Source organism: Ancylobacter sp. (genome assembly GCF_965279025.1).
Lineage (GTDB): Bacteria > Pseudomonadota > Alphaproteobacteria > Rhizobiales > Xanthobacteraceae > Ancylobacter.
The window spans coordinates 4,644,707-4,660,847 of record NZ_OZ257132.1 but is presented as its reverse complement, the minus strand read 5'-3'; the positions used below and the strand labels follow the sequence as shown (position 1 = coordinate 4,660,847).

Below are 16,141 nucleotides of genomic sequence, written 5' to 3'. Positions count from 1 at the left end.
CCTGCTGCATCCCGACGCGAAAAGGGCCCCTGACGGGGCCCTTTTTCATGGCGCGCGCCGGTCGTTCGGCGAGAGGAAGCCGCACGTGCCGGGCGTCGGCCGGGCTCAGCTGAACTGGCTGCGCCATTCGCTGGGCGAGGCGCCGAACCGGCTGCGGAACAGCTTTCCGAACGAGGACGAGTCCTTGAAGCCGCAATCATAGGCGATGACGGAGATGCTCCGCCCGGCCGCGGTCTCGATCAGCTTGCGCGACATGGCGAGCCGGACCTCGCGGACGGTGTCCATGATCGTCACGTCGTTCTGCGCGAAGGCCCGGTAGAGCGTCGCGCGCGAGCAGCCCAGTGCGCGGGCGATGGTTTCCGGCGAAAGGTCGACCATGTTGTAGTTCGACTGGATATAGCGCTTCGCGGCGAGGAAGAACGCGTTCTCGTCGACCTCGCCGCGCCCGTTCAGATCGCGCCCGATATGCTGGAGCAGAAGCATCGCCAGCGTGTGCAGCGCGTCGAGCGCGGCCGCCATCTCCCGGGGCTCGAGATGCTCGGCATGGCGGTCCAGCGCCACCATCTGCTCGCGGACCATGAGGCCGAGGGGAATCGTGTCGAGCAGCAGGAACAGGCCGGGGATGTCGCCGCCCAGCGCTTCGAGCGCCCGGGTGCGCGGCAGCAGGAGGTAGATTTCGCGGCCGGCGCCCCAGTGATAGCGCATGGGGTGAGTCGCATCATAGGCCGCCAGCCGGCCCTGCGGGGCGAGGCACTGCGCGCCGTCGGGGCTTTCCAGCCCCAGCCCGCCGGTCGGCATCATCGAGATCACCACCGCCTCGCCGGCGCCGCTGAGGCTGGCCGCGCGCGAGAACACGGTGCGGTGCTCCGATCCCTCCTGGCTGGCGAACACCCCCATCTCGCCGCGCACCGAGCGCTTGATGGCGAACAGGTCGGGATCGCCGGCCCGGCGTGCTTCGAGTTCGACCACGCTGTAGGCGACTTCGCGCCAGGCGTCGTAGCGCTCGCCGATGGCGAAGTCGGCGGTCGACAGGCGCTTCAGGCGGTACAGGCCGTCCTGGGCCTCCCGCGGCCCCGCCACCCTGCAATCCTTGCCCCTGCGGTCGCTCATCGAAAGTGGTCCTCTCACGACCCTCAAAGCCTGTCGGCCGCCAGAATGGCGGTAATCCCGGCTGCCGTCCACTGGCCGCGCGCGCCCGGCCGGGCGGGCGGCGCCAAGGCTGATACGCAACGCCCTGATTTGGAACGCCTGAACGATTGCCCGTGTGCCCGCCGTCGATAATCTGGCGAGGGTTGCCGGCCCTGACGTCGCGGGCGGCAACGATGCCTCATCCAAGGAGGCGCGCAGGTCGCACGCACGGCAGGTCGCAGGCACGTATGAAACAAGAGCTTTCGAACCGGCTGGCCATTGATGGCGGCGTTCCCGTGCGGACACGCGCTCTGCCCTACGAATTCCCCGGCGCGAACTGGATCGGCGACGAGGAGCGCGAGCTCGTGGACCGTGTCGTCACGGCGCGGAGCCCGTTCCGCTTCTACGGCGAAGACTCGCAGCACATGGTCGAGACGCTGGAGCGCGAATGGTGCGCCGTGTTCGGGCATCGGCATGCCGTCGCTGTCGCGTCGGCCACCTCCGGCCTGTCCATCGCCATGTCGGCGCTGGGCATAGGGCCGGGCGACGAGGTGCTGCTTCCCGGCTATCTCTGGGTGAGCTGCGTCGCGGCGGTGGTGCGCTCGGGCGCGATTCCCCGTCTTGTCGACGTCGACGACACGTTCTGCCTCGATCCCGCCAGCATCGAGCGGGCGATCGGCCCGCGCAGCCGCGCCGTGCTGGCGGTCCACATGAACGGAGCGCCGGGGCGTATCCGCGAGATCGCCGCCATCTGCGCGCGGCACGGCATTCCGTTGATCGAGGATTGCGCCCAGGCGGCAGGTGCCTCCTCGGGCGGCACGGCGGTCGGGCGGTTCGGCGCCATCGGCGTGTTCAGCTTCCAGCTCAACAAGAACATGACCTCCGGCGAGGGTGGGATGGTGGTCTGCGAAGACCCCGCTCTGCATCGCCGGATCGTTGCGCTGCACGATCTGGGCTATGCGCGCAATGAGAGCGGCAGGCTCGATACGGGCGACGAGACGTGCCAGCTCTGGGGCTATGGCGTGCGCATGTCGGAACTGGCCGGCGCCCTCGCCCTGGCGCAGCTGCGCAAGCTCCCGCGCATCGCCACCGCCATGCGGACCGCCAAATGGCGGATCCGCGAGGCGGTCTCCACCATTCCGGGCCTCGGCCTGCGCAGCATTCCCTGTCCGGAGGGCGACACCGGGCCGTTCCTCATCACCCTGCTGCGGGATGAGGACACGGCGCGCCGCTTTGCGGCGGCGGTCCATGCCGAGGGCATCGCCGGCCCCGACGGCCGGGCGCTTTGCGTGTCGATGCGCGACTGGGGCCTGCACTGGTACTCGAACATTCCCAGCCTCGTCCGCCGCACCTCCAACAGCCGCGACGGCTTCCCCTGGAGCCACCCGGCCAACGCCTTCGCCGCCGACTACGCTTATGGGGCAGGGGCGCTGCCTTTCTGCGACGACCTGCATGCGCGTGGCGTGGTGCTCTCGATCGGGTCGACGCTCGCCGAGCCGGATGTCGACGACATCATCGTGGCGCTGCGCAAGGTCGCGCATCTGGTGCTGTCGTGAGCGATGCGCCGGAGCGACAGGCGGATGCGCTGCTGCGCGCCATGATCGCGTCGAGCGCCTATCGCGATTACCTCCTGCCCATTGAAGACGAGGTGGTCCGCGTCGCCTTCCTCAACCGTCAGGTCCGCGAAGCCCTGCTGGCCCTGAGCGCCGCCGGCGGACGCACTTCCCGCTTCTCCTTCGGGAAGCGCGGTCCGGACGAGGCGCTGCTTCTCTCGTTCCTCGAATATGTCGCCTTCGCTTCGCCGGGTTTCCTCGCCTCGGTCGGGGAATGGCCATTGGGGCGCGCCCATGGCTGACGGCGAGACATGGGATGTGTGCGTGGTGGGCACCGGCGCGGCCGGCGGCATCCTCGCCTATCGTCTGGCGATGGCGGGGCTGAAGGTCATCTCGCTGGAGCAGGGCCCGCGGCTTCCGGCCGATTATTTCCGCAGCGTCGATCCCTATGGCAGCCGCAGGGATTTCGGCATCCGCGCCCATACGAGCTGGCCGTCCGATCCGCATGAGGCCTTCTTCGGCAATGCGCTGTTCGCGTCGGCCGGGCAGGCGTCGGCGCGGCGCCAGCCGGGTGGCTTCCTGCCCTATCAGGTCTTCGCGGTGGGCGGCCTGCAAAATCTCTGGAACGGCGTGAGCGTGCGCTTCTCGGCCGACGATGTGCACGGCTGGCCGCTGCATTATGACGATCTGGCCCGGCACTATGCCGAGGTCGAGCGCCTCGTCACGGTGTGCGGCACGCCCGAGAACCTGCCGGATCTGCCCGATGGCGTGTTCATTTCCCCCAAGCCCTTCCGGCCCGTGGACGAATTGCTGGCGAAGGCGGTGGCCAGCCTCGGCGAGCCGACGTCGCACGTCACCGCCAACCGCAAGGCAATCAACACCCTGCCGGGAACGGCGTCCTCCTGCCAGTCGACGGGCGGGTGCGCCTTCGGCTGCCCGACGGATGCCGTCTACAAGTTCCCCTCCCGGCTGCTGCCGCGGATTGCCGGCCTTCCTAATTATGCGCTTCGGCCCAATGCCAAGGTGACGCGGCTGATCGCGTCGTCGGATGGCGCGCGGGTGGATGGCGTCGAATTCCTCGATACGGCAAGCGGCGAGCGGCACCGGCTGCGGGCCGGGGTCGTGGTGCTGGCGGCGGGCGCGCTGGAATCACCGCGCATCCTGTTCAATTCCGCAACCGAGGCGGCGCCGGCGGGGCTGGCGAACGCTCATGACCAGGTCGGGCGCCGGCTGCAGGACAACCCCAAGACCGTGCTGTCCACCTCGCTCTGGAAGCTCTGGGGCCGGCGGCGTGATTACGACATCGGCTATGGCGACCCGGTGCTGATCGTGGGGCGCGGGCAGACCTCCGAGGGGGAGGCCTTCCCCTTCCTCTGCCACAACAGCCATTCGGTGCCGGATATTCCGCACTACCTTGCCGGCCTCAAGGCGTTCCCGCCCTTCGTCAAGCGCCGGCTGGCGCGGATGATGTTCCACAGCTACCTCACCATCGGCATGTTCTGCAGCGGCGAGCCGAACCCCGCGAACCGCGTCCGGCCCTGTGGCGAGGCCGACGCGTTCGGCGTGCCGCAGGTGGTGGTGGACTACACCACCTCGCCGCGCGCGCAGGCACGGATGGACGCCATGGAGCGCTGGGGCCGGCGCGTGCTGGGCCGCGCCTCGGGCACGCTCATCCATGGCGGCAGCTCGGACAATGGCACGGGCATTCATTATGCGGGGACGACCGGCATGTCGGCAGACCCGCGCCAAGGGGTCGTCGATGCGGACCTTCGCTGCCACGGCGTCGAGAATCTCTATGTCTGCGATGGCGGTGTCATCCCTCGGCTTCCCGAGAAGCACCTGACGCTGACGATCATGACCCTCGCGCACCGGCTTGGCGGCCATCTGGCCGCCCGTGCCGCCGCGGGGGAACTAACCACCGCAAACGCCTGAGACGACAGCGCGTTGCGGGGGCTCCCGCAAGGCGGGTTCGGCAACACGCAGAGGCCGGCTGGACCGGGAACAGGAGAGACCGATGTTCGCCTTGCATATCGCGTTGCAGGGATGCCTGCGCGGTTCCGACGTCCAGTACGGCATCAATGCCGACACCGGCGGCCACATCCGCTATCTGCTGGGCATGGTCGAGGCGTCCGAGCGCATCGGCAAGTTCGACCGTATCGCCATCGCGACCCGGGCCTTCGACAGCAAGCACGGCCCCGAATATGCGGCGCCCCGCGAGCGTGTGTCGGCAAAGACGGAAATCATCCGCTTTGCCACGCCCAATCCGGACTACCTGACCAAGGAAGAACTCTGGAGCGAGGTGCCGGCCTATGCCGACTCGCTGATCGAGTGGATCCGCGAGCAGCCTGCCCCGCCGGACATCATCCACGCCCATTATGCCGATGCGGGCGTGGTGGCCGCCATCGTTCGCGAGAAGCTCGGCATTCCCTACACCTTCGTCGCCCACTCGCTGGGGCGCATCAAGATGGACGCCTTTCGCGACAGCGCCGGGCTGGAAAACCCGGATTCGATGGAGTCGCTGCTGCGGCGCATCGAGATCGAGGAGCGGGCGATGGGGAATGCCTGCCTCATCATCGCCAGCTCCCGCGACGAGGCCGAGTTCCAGTATTCCCAATACAAGAACTACGATCCCGGGCGCATCCGCATCGTGCCGCCCGGCGCGGAACTGGCGGCCTTCCGGGGCGCGCCGCCGCGCCTTCAGGTGGACCGGCTGATCAACCGCTTCTTGACGCATCCCGAGAAACCGGCGCTGATCGCCATCGCGCGGCCGGTGGCGAAGAAGAACCTCGCCATGCTGGTCAAGGCGTATGGCGAGAGCCCCGTTCTGCAAGAGATGGCGAACCTCGTCCTGATCGCGGGAAACCGGTCCGACATTTCCGAGCTGGAGCCGGAAATCTCCAACAGCCTCAGCGAGATCCTGCACCTGATCGACCGCTACGACCTCTACGGCAAGATCGCCTACCCCAAGGTGCACCTGCCGTCCGACGTGCCGGCCATCTATGCCTATGCGCAGTACAGGCGCGGCATCTTCATCAATCCGGCGCTGAACGAGCCGTTCGGCCTGACCTTGCTGGAGGCGGCGGCGGTCGGCATTCCCATCATCGCGACGGATAGCGGCGGGCCGAACGACATCGTCGAAATCTGCAAGAATGGCGAGCTGGTCGATCCGAATTCCCCGGACGAGATCGCCGAGGCGGCCATTCGGATTCTGGCGGACCCCGCGCTGTGGGATGCCTATGCCGCCGCCGGGGCGCGGGCGGTGCGGCGGTTCGAATGGCGCTCGCACGCCAAGCGCTATCAGCGCCTCGCCGAGGCGGTGGTGGGCAGCAGCGGCATGGCGGTGCGGCAGCCGCGCGAGCTTCTGGTGAGCGACATCGACAACACGCTGCTCGGCTCGCGCGACGCACTGGCGGAGTTCAGCGAATGGCTGGCGGGCGAGCCCGACATGCTCTTCGCCATCGCCAGCGGCCGCAGCTTCCACAGCGCCATGTCGGTGCTGGAGCAGGAAGACGCGCCGCTGCCGGACATCATGATCACCAGCGTCGGCTCCGAAATCTATTACCGGGCGGAAAACGGGCCGGAATACCAGGCCGACCGGGAATGGGCGGAGTGGATAGACGAGGGGTGGGATCGCGCCGGCATTCTCGCGGCCCTGCAGGACCTGCCGAAGATAAGGCCGCAATCGCCGCTGGAGCAGCGCCGCTTCAAGCTGAGCTATCTCAGCCCGGGCAACCCGCAGGCCGCCGCCGAGATCGCCGAGCGCCTGATGGCGGCGGGGCTGCAGGGCACGGTGATGGGCAGCCATGGCCGCTATATCGATATCCTGCCGCCAAGGGCCTCGAAGGGAACGGCCGTCGAATTCGTGCGCAAGCGCCTCGGGCTGGCGGCGCGGCAGGTCTATGTCGCCGGCGATTCGGGCAATGATGTCGAGATGCTGCGCCTGCTGCCCAACGCCATCGTGGTCGGCAATTTCTGCGATCGCCTGCGCGGCATGCCCGAGCTGGATCACTGCCATTTCGCCCCCCGGCGCTATGCGCGCGGCATTCTCGACGGGGTGGCGTATTTCCGTGGCGTGAATGGCGAGGAGGCGCTGTCGGTGGCCTGACGGCGGGGCTGCCACGGGGTCCAACCGCACGTTTCACCAGGGCGAGGTGTCAATGCTCTATCTGTCGGTCGCCATCGCCTCGCTCGGCGCGCTGCTGTTCGGCTACGAGACCGGGGTCGCCGGCGGCGCCCTGCAGCAGGCGGTCAGCGAATGGGGCCTCGACCGCTCCGCTCTGCTGCTGGTGAGCAGCGGCACGCTTGCCGGCGCGCTTTTCGGCGCCCTCGTCAGCGGCTGGCTGTCCGACCGCATCGGCCGGCGCGACGTCATCATGGCGACCGCCGCGCTGTTCACGCTCGGGGCGTTCGCCGGTGCGGTGGCGCCGTCGATCCAGCTGCTCTTCGTCGCCCGCGTCATCGTCGGAGTGGCGGTGGGCGCGATGTCGGCGGTGGCGCCCACTTACATCGCCGAGATCGCGCCCGCCCGCTCGCGCGGCGCGCTGGTGACGGCGTTTCAGCTGGCGATCACGCTGGGCGTGCTGCTCGCCTATCTCGCCGACGAGATGTTCTACGATGTCCCGGATGGCTGGCGCACCATGCTGGGCCTTGGCGCGGTTCCCAGCCTCCTGCTGGCGGGGACGGCGCTGCTGCTGCGGGAATCGCCGCTCTGGCTGGCGCTTCAGGATGCCCACGAGCACCCCCGCTCCGGCCGCGAGGAGTCGCGCGATGCGAACCCGTTCGCGGCGCGGGGCCGGCAGGCGCTGTTGCTCTGCTTCGCGCTGTTCTTCTTCCAGCAGTTCGTCGGCATCAACACCCTGCTGTACTTCGCCCCGTCGATCATGGAGGGCGTCGACTTCAGCCTGGGCGGTGGGTTGCTGGCGGGCGATGCGCTGCCGCTGGCCGTCATCAACGTGCTGGCCACGGTCGGCGCCATCTTCCTGATCGACCGCGTCGGGCGCCGGCCGCTGCTGCTGGCCAGCTTCATCGGCTCGGCCGCCGGCCTCGCCCTTGCCGCGTCGGGGCTGGCGCTGGGCATTGCCGAGCCGGGCCCCGGCCACGCCATGGCGGCCGCCGGCATTTTCCTGTTCGTCGGGGCCTTCGCCATCGGGCTGGGGCCGATCCCGTGGCTTACGGCCGCGGAGATATGCCCCATCCGCCTGCGCGGCATGGCGATCGGCCTGGTGGCGGCCTCGCACTGGCTCTTCGACGGCATGGCCTCGCCCATCAGCCTGTTGCGCGCCGACGAGCCGACGCGGGCCGGCATCATCGCCGCCTATGCCGCCATCGCGATCTCGGGGTTCTTCCTGTTCCGGCGCATCTTCCCGGAATGCAACGGCCTCAGCCTTGCCGAGATCGACGCGCGGGCGGTGGCCGCCGCCGCCGTGCTGCGGGCGAGGGGCAGCCTGTTCGTGCATTATGCGGTGACGGCGCTGGTCACTACCGGCGGGCTGCTCAACGGCTTCAACTTCGCCATCACCGCCGCCGCCATCGTCCTGCTGGCGAGGGAGTGGGGGCTGGGCCCGTTCGAGCAGGGCGCGGTGGTCAGCACGCTGGTGCTGGGCCTCACCGTCGGCTCGTTCCTGGCCGGCGGATTGGCCGACAGGTTCGGGCGGCGCTACCTGCTGATGTCGACGGCGGCGCTGTTCGTCGCCGGCGCGTTCCTGTCGGCGCTCGCCCCCTCGCTGGTGTGGCTGCTGATGGCGCGGGCGGCGGTGGGCCTGGCGATCGGCATCGCCTCGCCGACGACCGGCATCTACGTCGCCGAGATTTCCCCGAGCGCCATTCGCGGCCGGCTGCTGTCGTTCGAGGCGGCGACCTATGGCGTCGGCGCGATCCTCGCCTATTGCGTCGGCATATGGTTCGAGGCGTCGCCCGAGGGGTGGCGCTACATGTTCGCCTTCATCGCCGTGCCGAGCACGATCTACGGGCTGCTGCTGCTGCCCCTGCCGGAATCGCCGCGCTGGCTGGCGATGCAGGGACGCCATGCTGCCGCCCGCCGGGTGCTTCGCCAGTTTGACGAGCGCGACATCGACCACGCCCTCGCCGAAATGGCCTCGGCGCCGCAGGAGGAAGGCGGCGGCTCCTGGCGGCAGCTGGCGTCGCGCGTCAACCGGCCGATCGTGCTGCTGGGCGTCACGCTGATGTTCCTGATCGTGTTCTGCGGCTGGGACATGGTGCTTTTCTACGCGCCGACCCTGCTGAACGAGATCGGCTTCGAGGACACCACCGTCAATTTCGTCACCACGCTGGGCCTCAGCGTGGTGTTCCTGGTGGCAACGCTAATCTCGCTCGGCATCGTGGACAGCGTCGGCCGCAAGCCGCTGGTGGTGGGCGGGCTGGCGACCATGGCCGGCTGCCTGGCGCTGCTGGCGCTCCTGCACGGCAGCTCTACAGAGCCGGGAGGCGCCGCCGCCTGGGGCATGGTTGCGGTGCTGGCGGTGTTCGTCGCCGTCTTCGCGCTGACGCTCGGGCAGGTGGGCGAGATCGTGGTGGCGGAAATCTTCCCGCAGGCCATACGCGGCCCCGGCACCAGCCTGTCGCATGGCATGCGGAGCCTGTTCGCCTTCGTCTTCACCCTGACCTTTCCGTTCGTGATCGACACGGCCGGCCTCGGGCTCACCTTTCTGAGCTATGCGGTGATCAACATTCTGGGTGCGGCCTACCTGTTCCGCTACATGCCGGAAACCCGCAATATGAGCCTCGAAGACATCGCCCGCTACTGGCGCGAGAGATGACAGGCCGCGCCGGACTCACGATTCCAGCCGCTCGACGAAGACGCAGTTGGTGAATTCGAGGGCGAGAGCGCCGGCCGGGTCGGCGGCGGTCTCCCGGGTGAAGACGAGGCCCCATTCCGGGCGGGTGGCGCTCGGCTTCTTCGCCGTCACCTCGCTGAGAAAGGTCAGCGTGTCGCCCGGCCGCACCGGGCGCAGCCAGCGCAGATCCTTGAAGCCGGGGGAGGGGCCGAGGCGCGGCACCTTGCGTTCCAGCCGGCGCAGTTCCTCGTGCTGGCGGGCACAGGCCTGCGCCCGCAGCTTGGCGGCGATCGCCACGCCGTGCCAGCCCGAGGCGACCAGCCCGCCGAAATGGGTGCGTGCTCCCGCCGCCGGATCGAGGTGAAAGGCCTGTGGGTCCCAGGACCGCGCGAAGGCGACCATCTCGCCTTCCGTGAAGGTGTGGGAGCCGAGCCGCGTGCGCGTGCCGATCTCGATGTCTTCGAAGAACAGCATGGGTCCTCTCAGGCGGGCCGGAAGCCGGGATTGCGGCGGCCGAACAGGATGGTGCCGACAAGGTCCGCCGTCACCTCGCCGGCGGCGTCGAGAAGTTCGAAGCGGAACTTGACCAGCCCCATCTCCGGGCGGCTCTTCGAGGAACGGGTCTCCAGCACGCGGCGGCGCAGGCTCAGCACCGTGCCGGGGTGGACGGGCTTGAGGAAGCGCACCTCGTCGAGGCCGGGAGACCCCAGGCAATCGCTGTTGTTGAGGAAGCCATCGGCGGCGAGGCGCATGAAGATACAGCACAAATGCCAGCCGGAGGCGGAAAGACCGCCCAGCCGCGTCGCCTCGGCGGCGGCATCGTCGAGATGGATCGGCAGGGGATCATACGCGCGGGCGAAGCCGACGATCTCCTCGCGCCCCACCACATAGCGCCCGCAGGTCGCCACATGGCCCTCGTGAAAATCCTCCCAGAACAGCATCGGCGCGCGCCATCCCCCCGCGCGGCGCGCCGCGAACCGCAGCGGCGCCGTCTTTCCCGAACGCGATCACACGGGACGATGGTCGCGAGGTCAAGAGCCGGCGTCGTCAGGGGTGGGCGGCACGGTCATGGGGGCGACAGCGGGGCGGCCGCGACGCCGAGTTCCATATGCACGATCTCGATGGGATCGCCGCCGATCCCGTGGGAGAAGTAACCCTTCCCGACGGTGCGGAACCCATGGCGCCGATAGAAGCCTTCGGCATTCACGGTGGCCTCGACCTTGATCGGGCCGGCGTGCCCCGACCGGGCCCTGCCGATACCGATGTCCAGAAGCCGTGCCCCCAGGCCCGCGCCCGCTGCCTCCGGCAGGAGGAACAGGCGCGTCACCTCGCCGGGCTCGGCGTCGACGAAGCCGACGACGACACCCTCGCGTTCGGCGACGACCACTCCGCCCCGGGCGATGAGCTCCTCGTAATAGGCGGGAGTGCGGGCCCCCATCCAGCCGTCGATCTGTGCCGGCGAATAGGCGCCTTTGGCGAGGCCCGCGACCGAGCGCCGCGTGATCTCGAACAGGCGGGCGCCGTCGCCGGCGCGGGCCGGCCTCAGCTCGAAGAGCTTCTCGTTGTCCATGTCGCGGCCAGACGGAATCGAAGGTGGGCAGGAAGAGGACATGGTACAGGCACCTGCCCGGGGCGGGAAGCCGAGGGGCAGCCTCGCTCCCCGCGCGCGGACCCATGAGAGGCGCGCGCGGAGCCCTTCAGGCGGGCGAGCCGGCCGTCGGCAAGCGGCACCCCGCAGCCGGTTGTTGCAGCTTGGCGAAGCAGCAGCCCCTGCAGCGTCTTCTGCAGTTGGCCGCCCTGGTTCAGTTGGCGAAGCGGAAATGCAGCACGTCGCCATCGGCGACGACATATTCCTTGCCTTCCAGCCGCAGACGCCCGGCGTCGCGCGCGCCGGCTTCGCCATTGCCCTTGACGTAGTCATCATAGGCGATGGTCTCGGAGCGGATGAAGCCCTTCTCGAAATCCGAGTGGATCACCCCCGCCGCGCCCGGTGCCTTGGTGCCCGCGGTGATGGTCCAGGCGCGGGCTTCCTTGGGGCCGACGGTGAAATAGGTGACCAGCTTCAACAGCTCGTAGCCGGTGCGGATGATGCGGTTGAGGCCGGGTTCCTCAAGGTCGATGGCCTCGAGATAGTCCTTCTGCTCGTCCGCCGGCAGTACGGCGATCTCGCTCTCGATCTTGGCCGAGACGACGACCGCCTTGGCGCCTTCCTCGGCCGCGCGGGCGAAGACTTCGGCGGAGAGTGCGTTGCCGTTCTTGGCCGAGGCTTCCTCGACATTGCAGACATAGAGCACCGGCTTGGAGGAGAGCAGGCCGAGCATGCGGAAGGCCTTTTCCTCGTCCGCCTTCACCTCGACGAGCCGCGCCGGCTTGCCCTCGCGCAGAAGGACAAGGGCGCGATTCATCAGGTCGAGCAACTCCTTGGCTTCCTTGTCGCCGCCCTTGGCCTTCTTTTCCAGGGCGCCGGCGCGCTTCTCAAGGCTGTCGAGGTCGGCCAGCATCAGCTCGGTCTCGATGGTCTCGATGTCGGAGACCGGCGCCAGCTTGCCCTCGACATGTGTGACGTCGGAATCCTCGAAGCAGCGCACCACATGGGCGATGGCGTCGCATTCGCGGATATTGGCGAGGAACTGGTTGCCGAGGCCCTCGCCCTTGGAGGCGCCGCGCACCAGCCCGGCGATGTCGACGAAGGTGAGGCGGGTGGGAATGATCTGCTGCGAGCCGGCGATCTTGGCCAGCGTCTCCAGCCGCGGATCAGGCACCGCCACGTCGCCCACATTGGGCTCGATGGTGCAGAACGGGTAATTGGCCGCCTGCGCCGCCGCTGTCTGCGTCAGCGCATTGAAGAGGGTCGACTTGCCGACGTTGGGCAGGCCGACAATGCCGCATTTGAAGCCCATGGTGCGATGCTCGGTCGAGAGGAACGGTTGCCGCCGTGGTTAGGCAAGATGGCGGGCGAGTGCAAGTGAGGGGCTGCAGCCGGGAAGTTCAGCCGGGTTTCTTGCCGGTGACCTTCTCCGGCACGTTGAAGCCGCGCGCCTCAAGGAAGAGATGCAGCCGGTTCTGGAATTCGTCGAGCCGGTAGGTGGCGAGAAGGCCGGCAAGCTCGGCGCAGCCCTCGCAGACCGCGTCAACCCAGTCGCGCTCGGCTTTGGGGAAGTCGCTCAGCACGTAATTGTGCACCAGCGCCTTGTCGCCGGGATGGCCGATGCCGAGGCGCACGCGGGCATAATCATTGCCGCAATGGGCGGTGATGGAACGCAGGCCATTATGCCCGGCATTGCCGCCGCCGACCTTGTAACGGACCTTGGCGGCCGGGAGGTCAAGCTCGTCATGGAAGGCGAAGACGTCGCGCAGCTCGATTTTATAGAACCGCTGCGCCTCCGCCACCGCCCGGCCGGATTCGTTCATGAACGTCTCCGGCAGCAGGGCGATCACCTTCTGGCCTTCGATCTCGCCCTCGCAGGCGGCGCCCTGAAAGCGCCGGCGCCATGGCGAGAAGCGGTGACGGCGGGCGATGGCGTCTACCGCCATGAAGCCGATATTGTGCCGGTTGCCGGCATATTTCGACCCGGGATTGCCGAGCCCGGTGAACAGCAGCACCGCGCGTCTCCTGCTGGCTCATGAGGACAGCGAAACGACAAGAGCCGGAAGCGGGCTTCCGGCTCTCCTCTCAGGATGGGCCAGGCGGGCATCCGAGGCGTGCCCCGGATGCGCCGTCTTCGGCTCAGCTCTTGGCAGCGTCGGCAGCGGCAGCCGCAGCTTCGTCTTCCTCGGCTTCCTTGAGGCCCGACGGCGCCGCAATGGTGGCCAGCGTGTCGTCGCCATGGCCGGCCCAGGTCACGCCGTTCGGCAGCTTGACCGCCGCAAGGTGAATGGAGTCGCCGAAGGCGTAGTCGGCCACGTCGATCTCGATCGAGGTCGGGATGGCATCGGCCGGAACGTTCAGCGCAACCGTGTGGCTGACGATGTTGAGCGAGCCGCCTTCCTTGATCGCCGGCGCGGTGTCGACGTTGAGGAAGTGCACCGGCACGTCGACCGTGAGGGTGGCGCCAACGGCCACGCGCAGGAAGTCGATGTGCAGCGGGAAGTCCTTCACCACGTCGAGCTGGTAGTCGCGCGGGATGACCCGGTGCTTCTGGCCATCGACATCGACGCTGAACAGCGTGGTGAGGAAGTGGCCGGCATAGATGATCTTGTTGATCTCGATGTGGTCGAGCGTGATGCCGACGGGGGCCTTGCCGTCGCCATAGATGACGGCGGGTACGCGACCGGCGCGGCGTTCTGCACGAGCGGCCCCCTTGCCGACCTTCGTGCGCGCCTGCGCCTTCAGTTCCTTGATGGCGGTCATGGTTGTCCTCAATGGTTGCAAAAGGAGAAGGCCGCTTGCGCGGCCCGTTCCTTCAGGCTTGGTACGGTCAGGGTCCCGGCGCGCCTCCAGGGGTGCGGAAAGGCCGGAACCGGCGCGGCTCATAGCAGCAAAAGCCTTGCCGGGCAATGTTCGACGCGCGCTGGCGCTCAGAACTTGCCGAGCACGCCCGCCTTGACGATGCCGCTGGCGTCCGAATCCGGGCTGGTCGAACGCTGGACGGAGATGAAGCGCTCATAGGAGCCTGCCGGTGCGCGCAGCTCGACGCCGGTCGTCACAGACTGGCTCTTATTGACCTCGACGCTGGCGCCCAGCTTCTCTTGCCCGAGGCCGAGGGGAGCAAGAGGTACGGAATAGGTGCTGCCGACCGCGACGTCGTCATAGACCGAGGCCGAGGCACGGTTGGCGCCGGCCGAGGCACCGAGCGTACCGGCGCTGTAGACGGTGAGGTTCTGCTGTTCCAGCCCGACCCGGCCCTTGATCTCGCCGGAGCCGCTGGTGGTGGTCGTCGCCAGCGCCCCGGAAGCCGGCGCCGTCGCGCTGGCATTCGAGGAGACCGAGACGCTGGCCGCACCCTGGCGGACCTCCATCGTGGTCGGAAGCGAGGCACGCGCCCTCGCCACGGGCGCCTTGCGCTCCGGGATGAGCTGATAGGGCTTCGGCGCTTCCGGCTCGGGCTCCGCCGGCACGTCGCCAAGGCCGAGCTCGATGCTCTCCCAGAGCGAGGGCATGGTCGCCGTCTCTTTTTCAGGGTCGAACGGCTCGACCGGCTCCACCGCCGCCACCGGTGGTTCCTCGGAAAGCGCCTCCCCGGCGGCCCGCTGGGCGGCCTCGTAGGGCGAGGCCTCATCCGTCGGAGCGTCTTCAGGTGAGGTGTCGTCGTAAGGCGAGATGAGAATGACCCCGTGCCACGGATCCGGAAGGCCCGGCTTGGTCACCGTGCCGATGACCTGCGCGCCGGCGATCTGCGGCAGGGCGAGGCCCGCGATCAGCGCCGCAAGGGCGAGAGGCGCGGTCAAGGCGGTGAAGAGACGCGTTCCCCTGGCGCAGTTCGCGTCGGGGCGCGAGAGAGGAGAGCGCGTCGAAAGAAGGCGCAGCATCGTTACGTCCAGATCATTGAGCGAGCGGACAAGCTGCAGCCGAACTGTGGAACGAAAATGGCGCGTTGCACAATTTCCGTGAAAAGAGTGCCTTAACAAGTATTTAGGGTATTGATGCGCAGCCAGCCGGCGTGCCTGCTCAGTCGAACAGGCTGGAGACGCTCTCCTCATGCGCCGTGCGGCCGATAGCCTCGGCGAGCAGGCTGGCGATCGAGACGACGCGGATGTTGCGCGCCACCCGCACCGCTTCGGTCGGCTGGATCGAATCGGTGATCACCAGTTCCTTTAGGTTCGACGCGGTGACGCGCGACACGGCACCGCCCGAGAGAACGCCATGGGTGATGTAGGCGTAGACCTCGGTGGCGCCGCGCGCCAGCAGCGCATCAGCGGCATTTACCAGCGTGCCGCCGGAATCGATGATGTCGTCGACGAGGATGCAGCGCTTGCCCTCGACATCACCGATGACGTTCATCACCTCGCTCTCGCCGGGGCGCTCGCGGCGCTTGTCGACGATGGCGAGCTGGGCGTCGATGCGCTTGGCCAGCGCGCGGGCGCGAACCACGCCGCCGACATCCGGGGAGACGACGGTGATGTCGGACAGGTCGAAGCGGGACTTGATGTCCGCCACCATCACCGGCGCCGAGAACAGGTTGTCGGTCGGGATGTCGAAGAAGCCCTGGATCTGCCCGGCATGCAGGTCGACCGTGAGCACGCGGTCGGCGCCGGCATGGGTGATGAGGTTCGCCACCAGCTTGGCGGAAATCGGCGTGCGACCGGAAGAGCGGCGGTCCTGGCGGGCATAGCCGAAATAGGGGAGCACGGCGGTGATGCGGCGGGCGGAGGAACGGCGCAGCGCATCGGTGATGATGAGCAGTTCCATCAGGTGGTCATTGGTCGGGAAGGAGGTGGACTGGAGGACGAACACGTCCTTGCCGCGCACATTCTCCTGGATCTCGACGAAGATCTCCATGTCCGCGAAGCGGCGGACGACGGCCTTGGTCATGGACGTGCGCAGATACGCTCCGATCGCCTCCGCCAGCGGACGATTTGCGTTGCCGGCGACGAGTTTGATCGAACCGTTATTTTCAGACATTCCGGCGCGCTCCCAGCCGTAACTCTTCCGTTCCGACCGTCTTACAGCCGTCGCGCTGACCTGATAGGCGGGCTGGACCGGCCTGTAAAGGTTCCAAAGGCATG

Annotated in this window: 14 protein-coding genes; 5 read left to right on the top strand and 9 right to left on the bottom strand. The window is 68.2% G+C overall.

The annotated features are described in order from the left end of the window. Positions 1-105: 105 nt before the first annotated feature. The gene (locus ACQY76_RS21710) at positions 106-1,110 is read right to left on the bottom strand and encodes a helix-turn-helix domain-containing protein (RefSeq protein WP_428030754.1); all 1,005 of its coding nucleotides are present in this window, start codon (positions 1,108-1,110) and stop codon (positions 106-108) included. Positions 1,111-1,376: 266 nt separating this feature from the next. Here ACQY76_RS21710 and ACQY76_RS21705 point away from each other — a divergent pair, with 266 nt between their 5' ends. The 5 genes from ACQY76_RS21705 to ACQY76_RS21685 all read left to right on the top strand — a co-directional run bounded on the left by ACQY76_RS21705 (position 1,377) and on the right by ACQY76_RS21685 (position 9,457). Then, positions 1,377-2,684 carry a DegT/DnrJ/EryC1/StrS family aminotransferase gene (locus ACQY76_RS21705; RefSeq protein WP_428030753.1) on the top strand — a complete coding sequence of 436 codons (1,308 nt, stop codon included), beginning with the start codon at positions 1,377-1,379 and terminating at the stop codon, positions 2,682-2,684. After that, complete coding sequence (locus ACQY76_RS21700; protein ID WP_428030752.1) at positions 2,681-2,983, top strand: hypothetical protein; 303 nt, start codon at positions 2,681-2,683, stop codon at positions 2,981-2,983. Before ACQY76_RS21705 ends, ACQY76_RS21700 begins: the two co-directional genes overlap by 4 nt. Further along, positions 2,976-4,613, top strand: coding sequence for a GMC oxidoreductase (locus ACQY76_RS21695; RefSeq protein ID WP_428030751.1), 1,638 nt, complete (start codon positions 2,976-2,978; stop codon positions 4,611-4,613). The genes ACQY76_RS21700 and ACQY76_RS21695 overlap by 8 nt, the downstream gene beginning before the upstream one ends. 82 nt (positions 4,614-4,695) lie before the next feature. After that, positions 4,696-6,786, top strand: coding sequence for an HAD-IIB family hydrolase (locus ACQY76_RS21690; RefSeq protein ID WP_428030750.1), 2,091 nt, complete (start codon positions 4,696-4,698; stop codon positions 6,784-6,786). Positions 6,787-6,838: 52 nt separating this feature from the next. Further along, entirely contained in the window at positions 6,839-9,457 is a 2,619-nt protein-coding gene (locus tag ACQY76_RS21685) for a sugar porter family MFS transporter (protein ID WP_428030749.1), read from the top strand. Between the two features lie 15 nt (positions 9,458-9,472). On the opposite strand, the gene ACQY76_RS21680 is transcribed toward ACQY76_RS21685, so the two are convergent. The 8 genes from ACQY76_RS21680 to ACQY76_RS21645 all read right to left on the bottom strand — a co-directional run bounded on the left by ACQY76_RS21680 (position 9,473) and on the right by ACQY76_RS21645 (position 16,037). Then, positions 9,473-9,949, bottom strand: a complete 477-nt coding sequence (locus ACQY76_RS21680; protein ID WP_428030748.1) for a MaoC/PaaZ C-terminal domain-containing protein — start codon at positions 9,947-9,949, stop codon at positions 9,473-9,475. An 8-nt stretch (positions 9,950-9,957) separates the two neighbouring features. Continuing rightward, positions 9,958-10,416: a MaoC family dehydratase gene (locus ACQY76_RS21675; RefSeq protein ID WP_428030747.1), complete on the bottom strand. Its 459-nt coding sequence runs from the start codon at positions 10,414-10,416 to the stop codon at positions 9,958-9,960. Between the two features lie 125 nt (positions 10,417-10,541). Then, on the bottom strand, positions 10,542-11,045 hold the full coding sequence (locus ACQY76_RS21670) for an N-acetyltransferase family protein (protein WP_428030746.1): 504 nt from the start codon (positions 11,043-11,045) through the stop codon (positions 10,542-10,544). Positions 11,046-11,277: 232 nt separating this feature from the next. Then, positions 11,278-12,375, bottom strand: a complete 1,098-nt coding sequence (gene ychF / locus ACQY76_RS21665) for a redox-regulated ATPase YchF (RefSeq protein WP_428030745.1) — start codon at positions 12,373-12,375, stop codon at positions 11,278-11,280. 88 nt (positions 12,376-12,463) lie between these two features. Further along, positions 12,464-13,078 carry an aminoacyl-tRNA hydrolase gene (pth, locus tag ACQY76_RS21660; RefSeq protein WP_428030744.1) on the bottom strand — a complete coding sequence of 205 codons (615 nt, stop codon included), beginning with the start codon at positions 13,076-13,078 and terminating at the stop codon, positions 12,464-12,466. Between the two features lie 124 nt (positions 13,079-13,202). Continuing rightward, positions 13,203-13,826, bottom strand: coding sequence for a 50S ribosomal protein L25/general stress protein Ctc (locus ACQY76_RS21655; protein ID WP_428030743.1), 624 nt, complete (start codon positions 13,824-13,826; stop codon positions 13,203-13,205). Between the two features lie 167 nt (positions 13,827-13,993). After that, a complete protein-coding gene (locus ACQY76_RS21650; protein WP_428030742.1) occupies positions 13,994-14,944 on the bottom strand; it encodes a hypothetical protein in 951 nt (316 codons plus the stop codon). A 139-nt stretch (positions 14,945-15,083) separates the two neighbouring features. Continuing rightward, on the bottom strand, positions 15,084-16,037 hold the full coding sequence (locus ACQY76_RS21645; RefSeq protein ID WP_428030741.1) for a ribose-phosphate pyrophosphokinase: 954 nt from the start codon (positions 16,035-16,037) through the stop codon (positions 15,084-15,086). Positions 16,038-16,141: the final 104 nt, after the last annotated feature.

What these genes read in the sequence shown, in the direction of transcription:
- ACQY76_RS21710 (WP_428030754.1), bottom strand. Translation starts at nt 1,110, where the DNA reads ATGAGCGACCGCAGGGGCAAGGATTGCAGGGTGGCGGGGCCGCGGGAG.
- ACQY76_RS21705 (WP_428030753.1), top strand. Translation starts at nt 1,377, where the DNA reads ATGAAACAAGAGCTTTCGAACCGGCTGGCCATTGATGGCGGCGTTCCC.
- ACQY76_RS21695 (WP_428030751.1), top strand. Translation starts at nt 2,976, where the DNA reads ATGGCTGACGGCGAGACATGGGATGTGTGCGTGGTGGGCACCGGCGCG.
- ACQY76_RS21690 (WP_428030750.1), top strand. Translation starts at nt 4,696, where the DNA reads ATGTTCGCCTTGCATATCGCGTTGCAGGGATGCCTGCGCGGTTCCGAC.
- ACQY76_RS21685 (WP_428030749.1), top strand. Translation starts at nt 6,839, where the DNA reads ATGCTCTATCTGTCGGTCGCCATCGCCTCGCTCGGCGCGCTGCTGTTC.
- ACQY76_RS21680 (WP_428030748.1), bottom strand. Translation starts at nt 9,949, where the DNA reads ATGCTGTTCTTCGAAGACATCGAGATCGGCACGCGCACGCGGCTCGGC.
- ACQY76_RS21675 (WP_428030747.1), bottom strand. Translation starts at nt 10,416, where the DNA reads ATGCTGTTCTGGGAGGATTTTCACGAGGGCCATGTGGCGACCTGCGGG.
- ACQY76_RS21670 (WP_428030746.1), bottom strand. Translation starts at nt 11,045, where the DNA reads ATGGACAACGAGAAGCTCTTCGAGCTGAGGCCGGCCCGCGCCGGCGAC.
- ychF (WP_428030745.1), bottom strand. Translation starts at nt 12,375, where the DNA reads ATGGGCTTCAAATGCGGCATTGTCGGCCTGCCCAACGTCGGCAAGTCG.
- ACQY76_RS21655 (WP_428030743.1), bottom strand. Translation starts at nt 13,826, where the DNA reads ATGACCGCCATCAAGGAACTGAAGGCGCAGGCGCGCACGAAGGTCGGC.
- ACQY76_RS21650 (WP_428030742.1), bottom strand. Translation starts at nt 14,944, where the DNA reads ATGCTGCGCCTTCTTTCGACGCGCTCTCCTCTCTCGCGCCCCGACGCG.
- ACQY76_RS21645 (WP_428030741.1), bottom strand. Translation starts at nt 16,037, where the DNA reads ATGTCTGAAAATAACGGTTCGATCAAACTCGTCGCCGGCAACGCAAAT.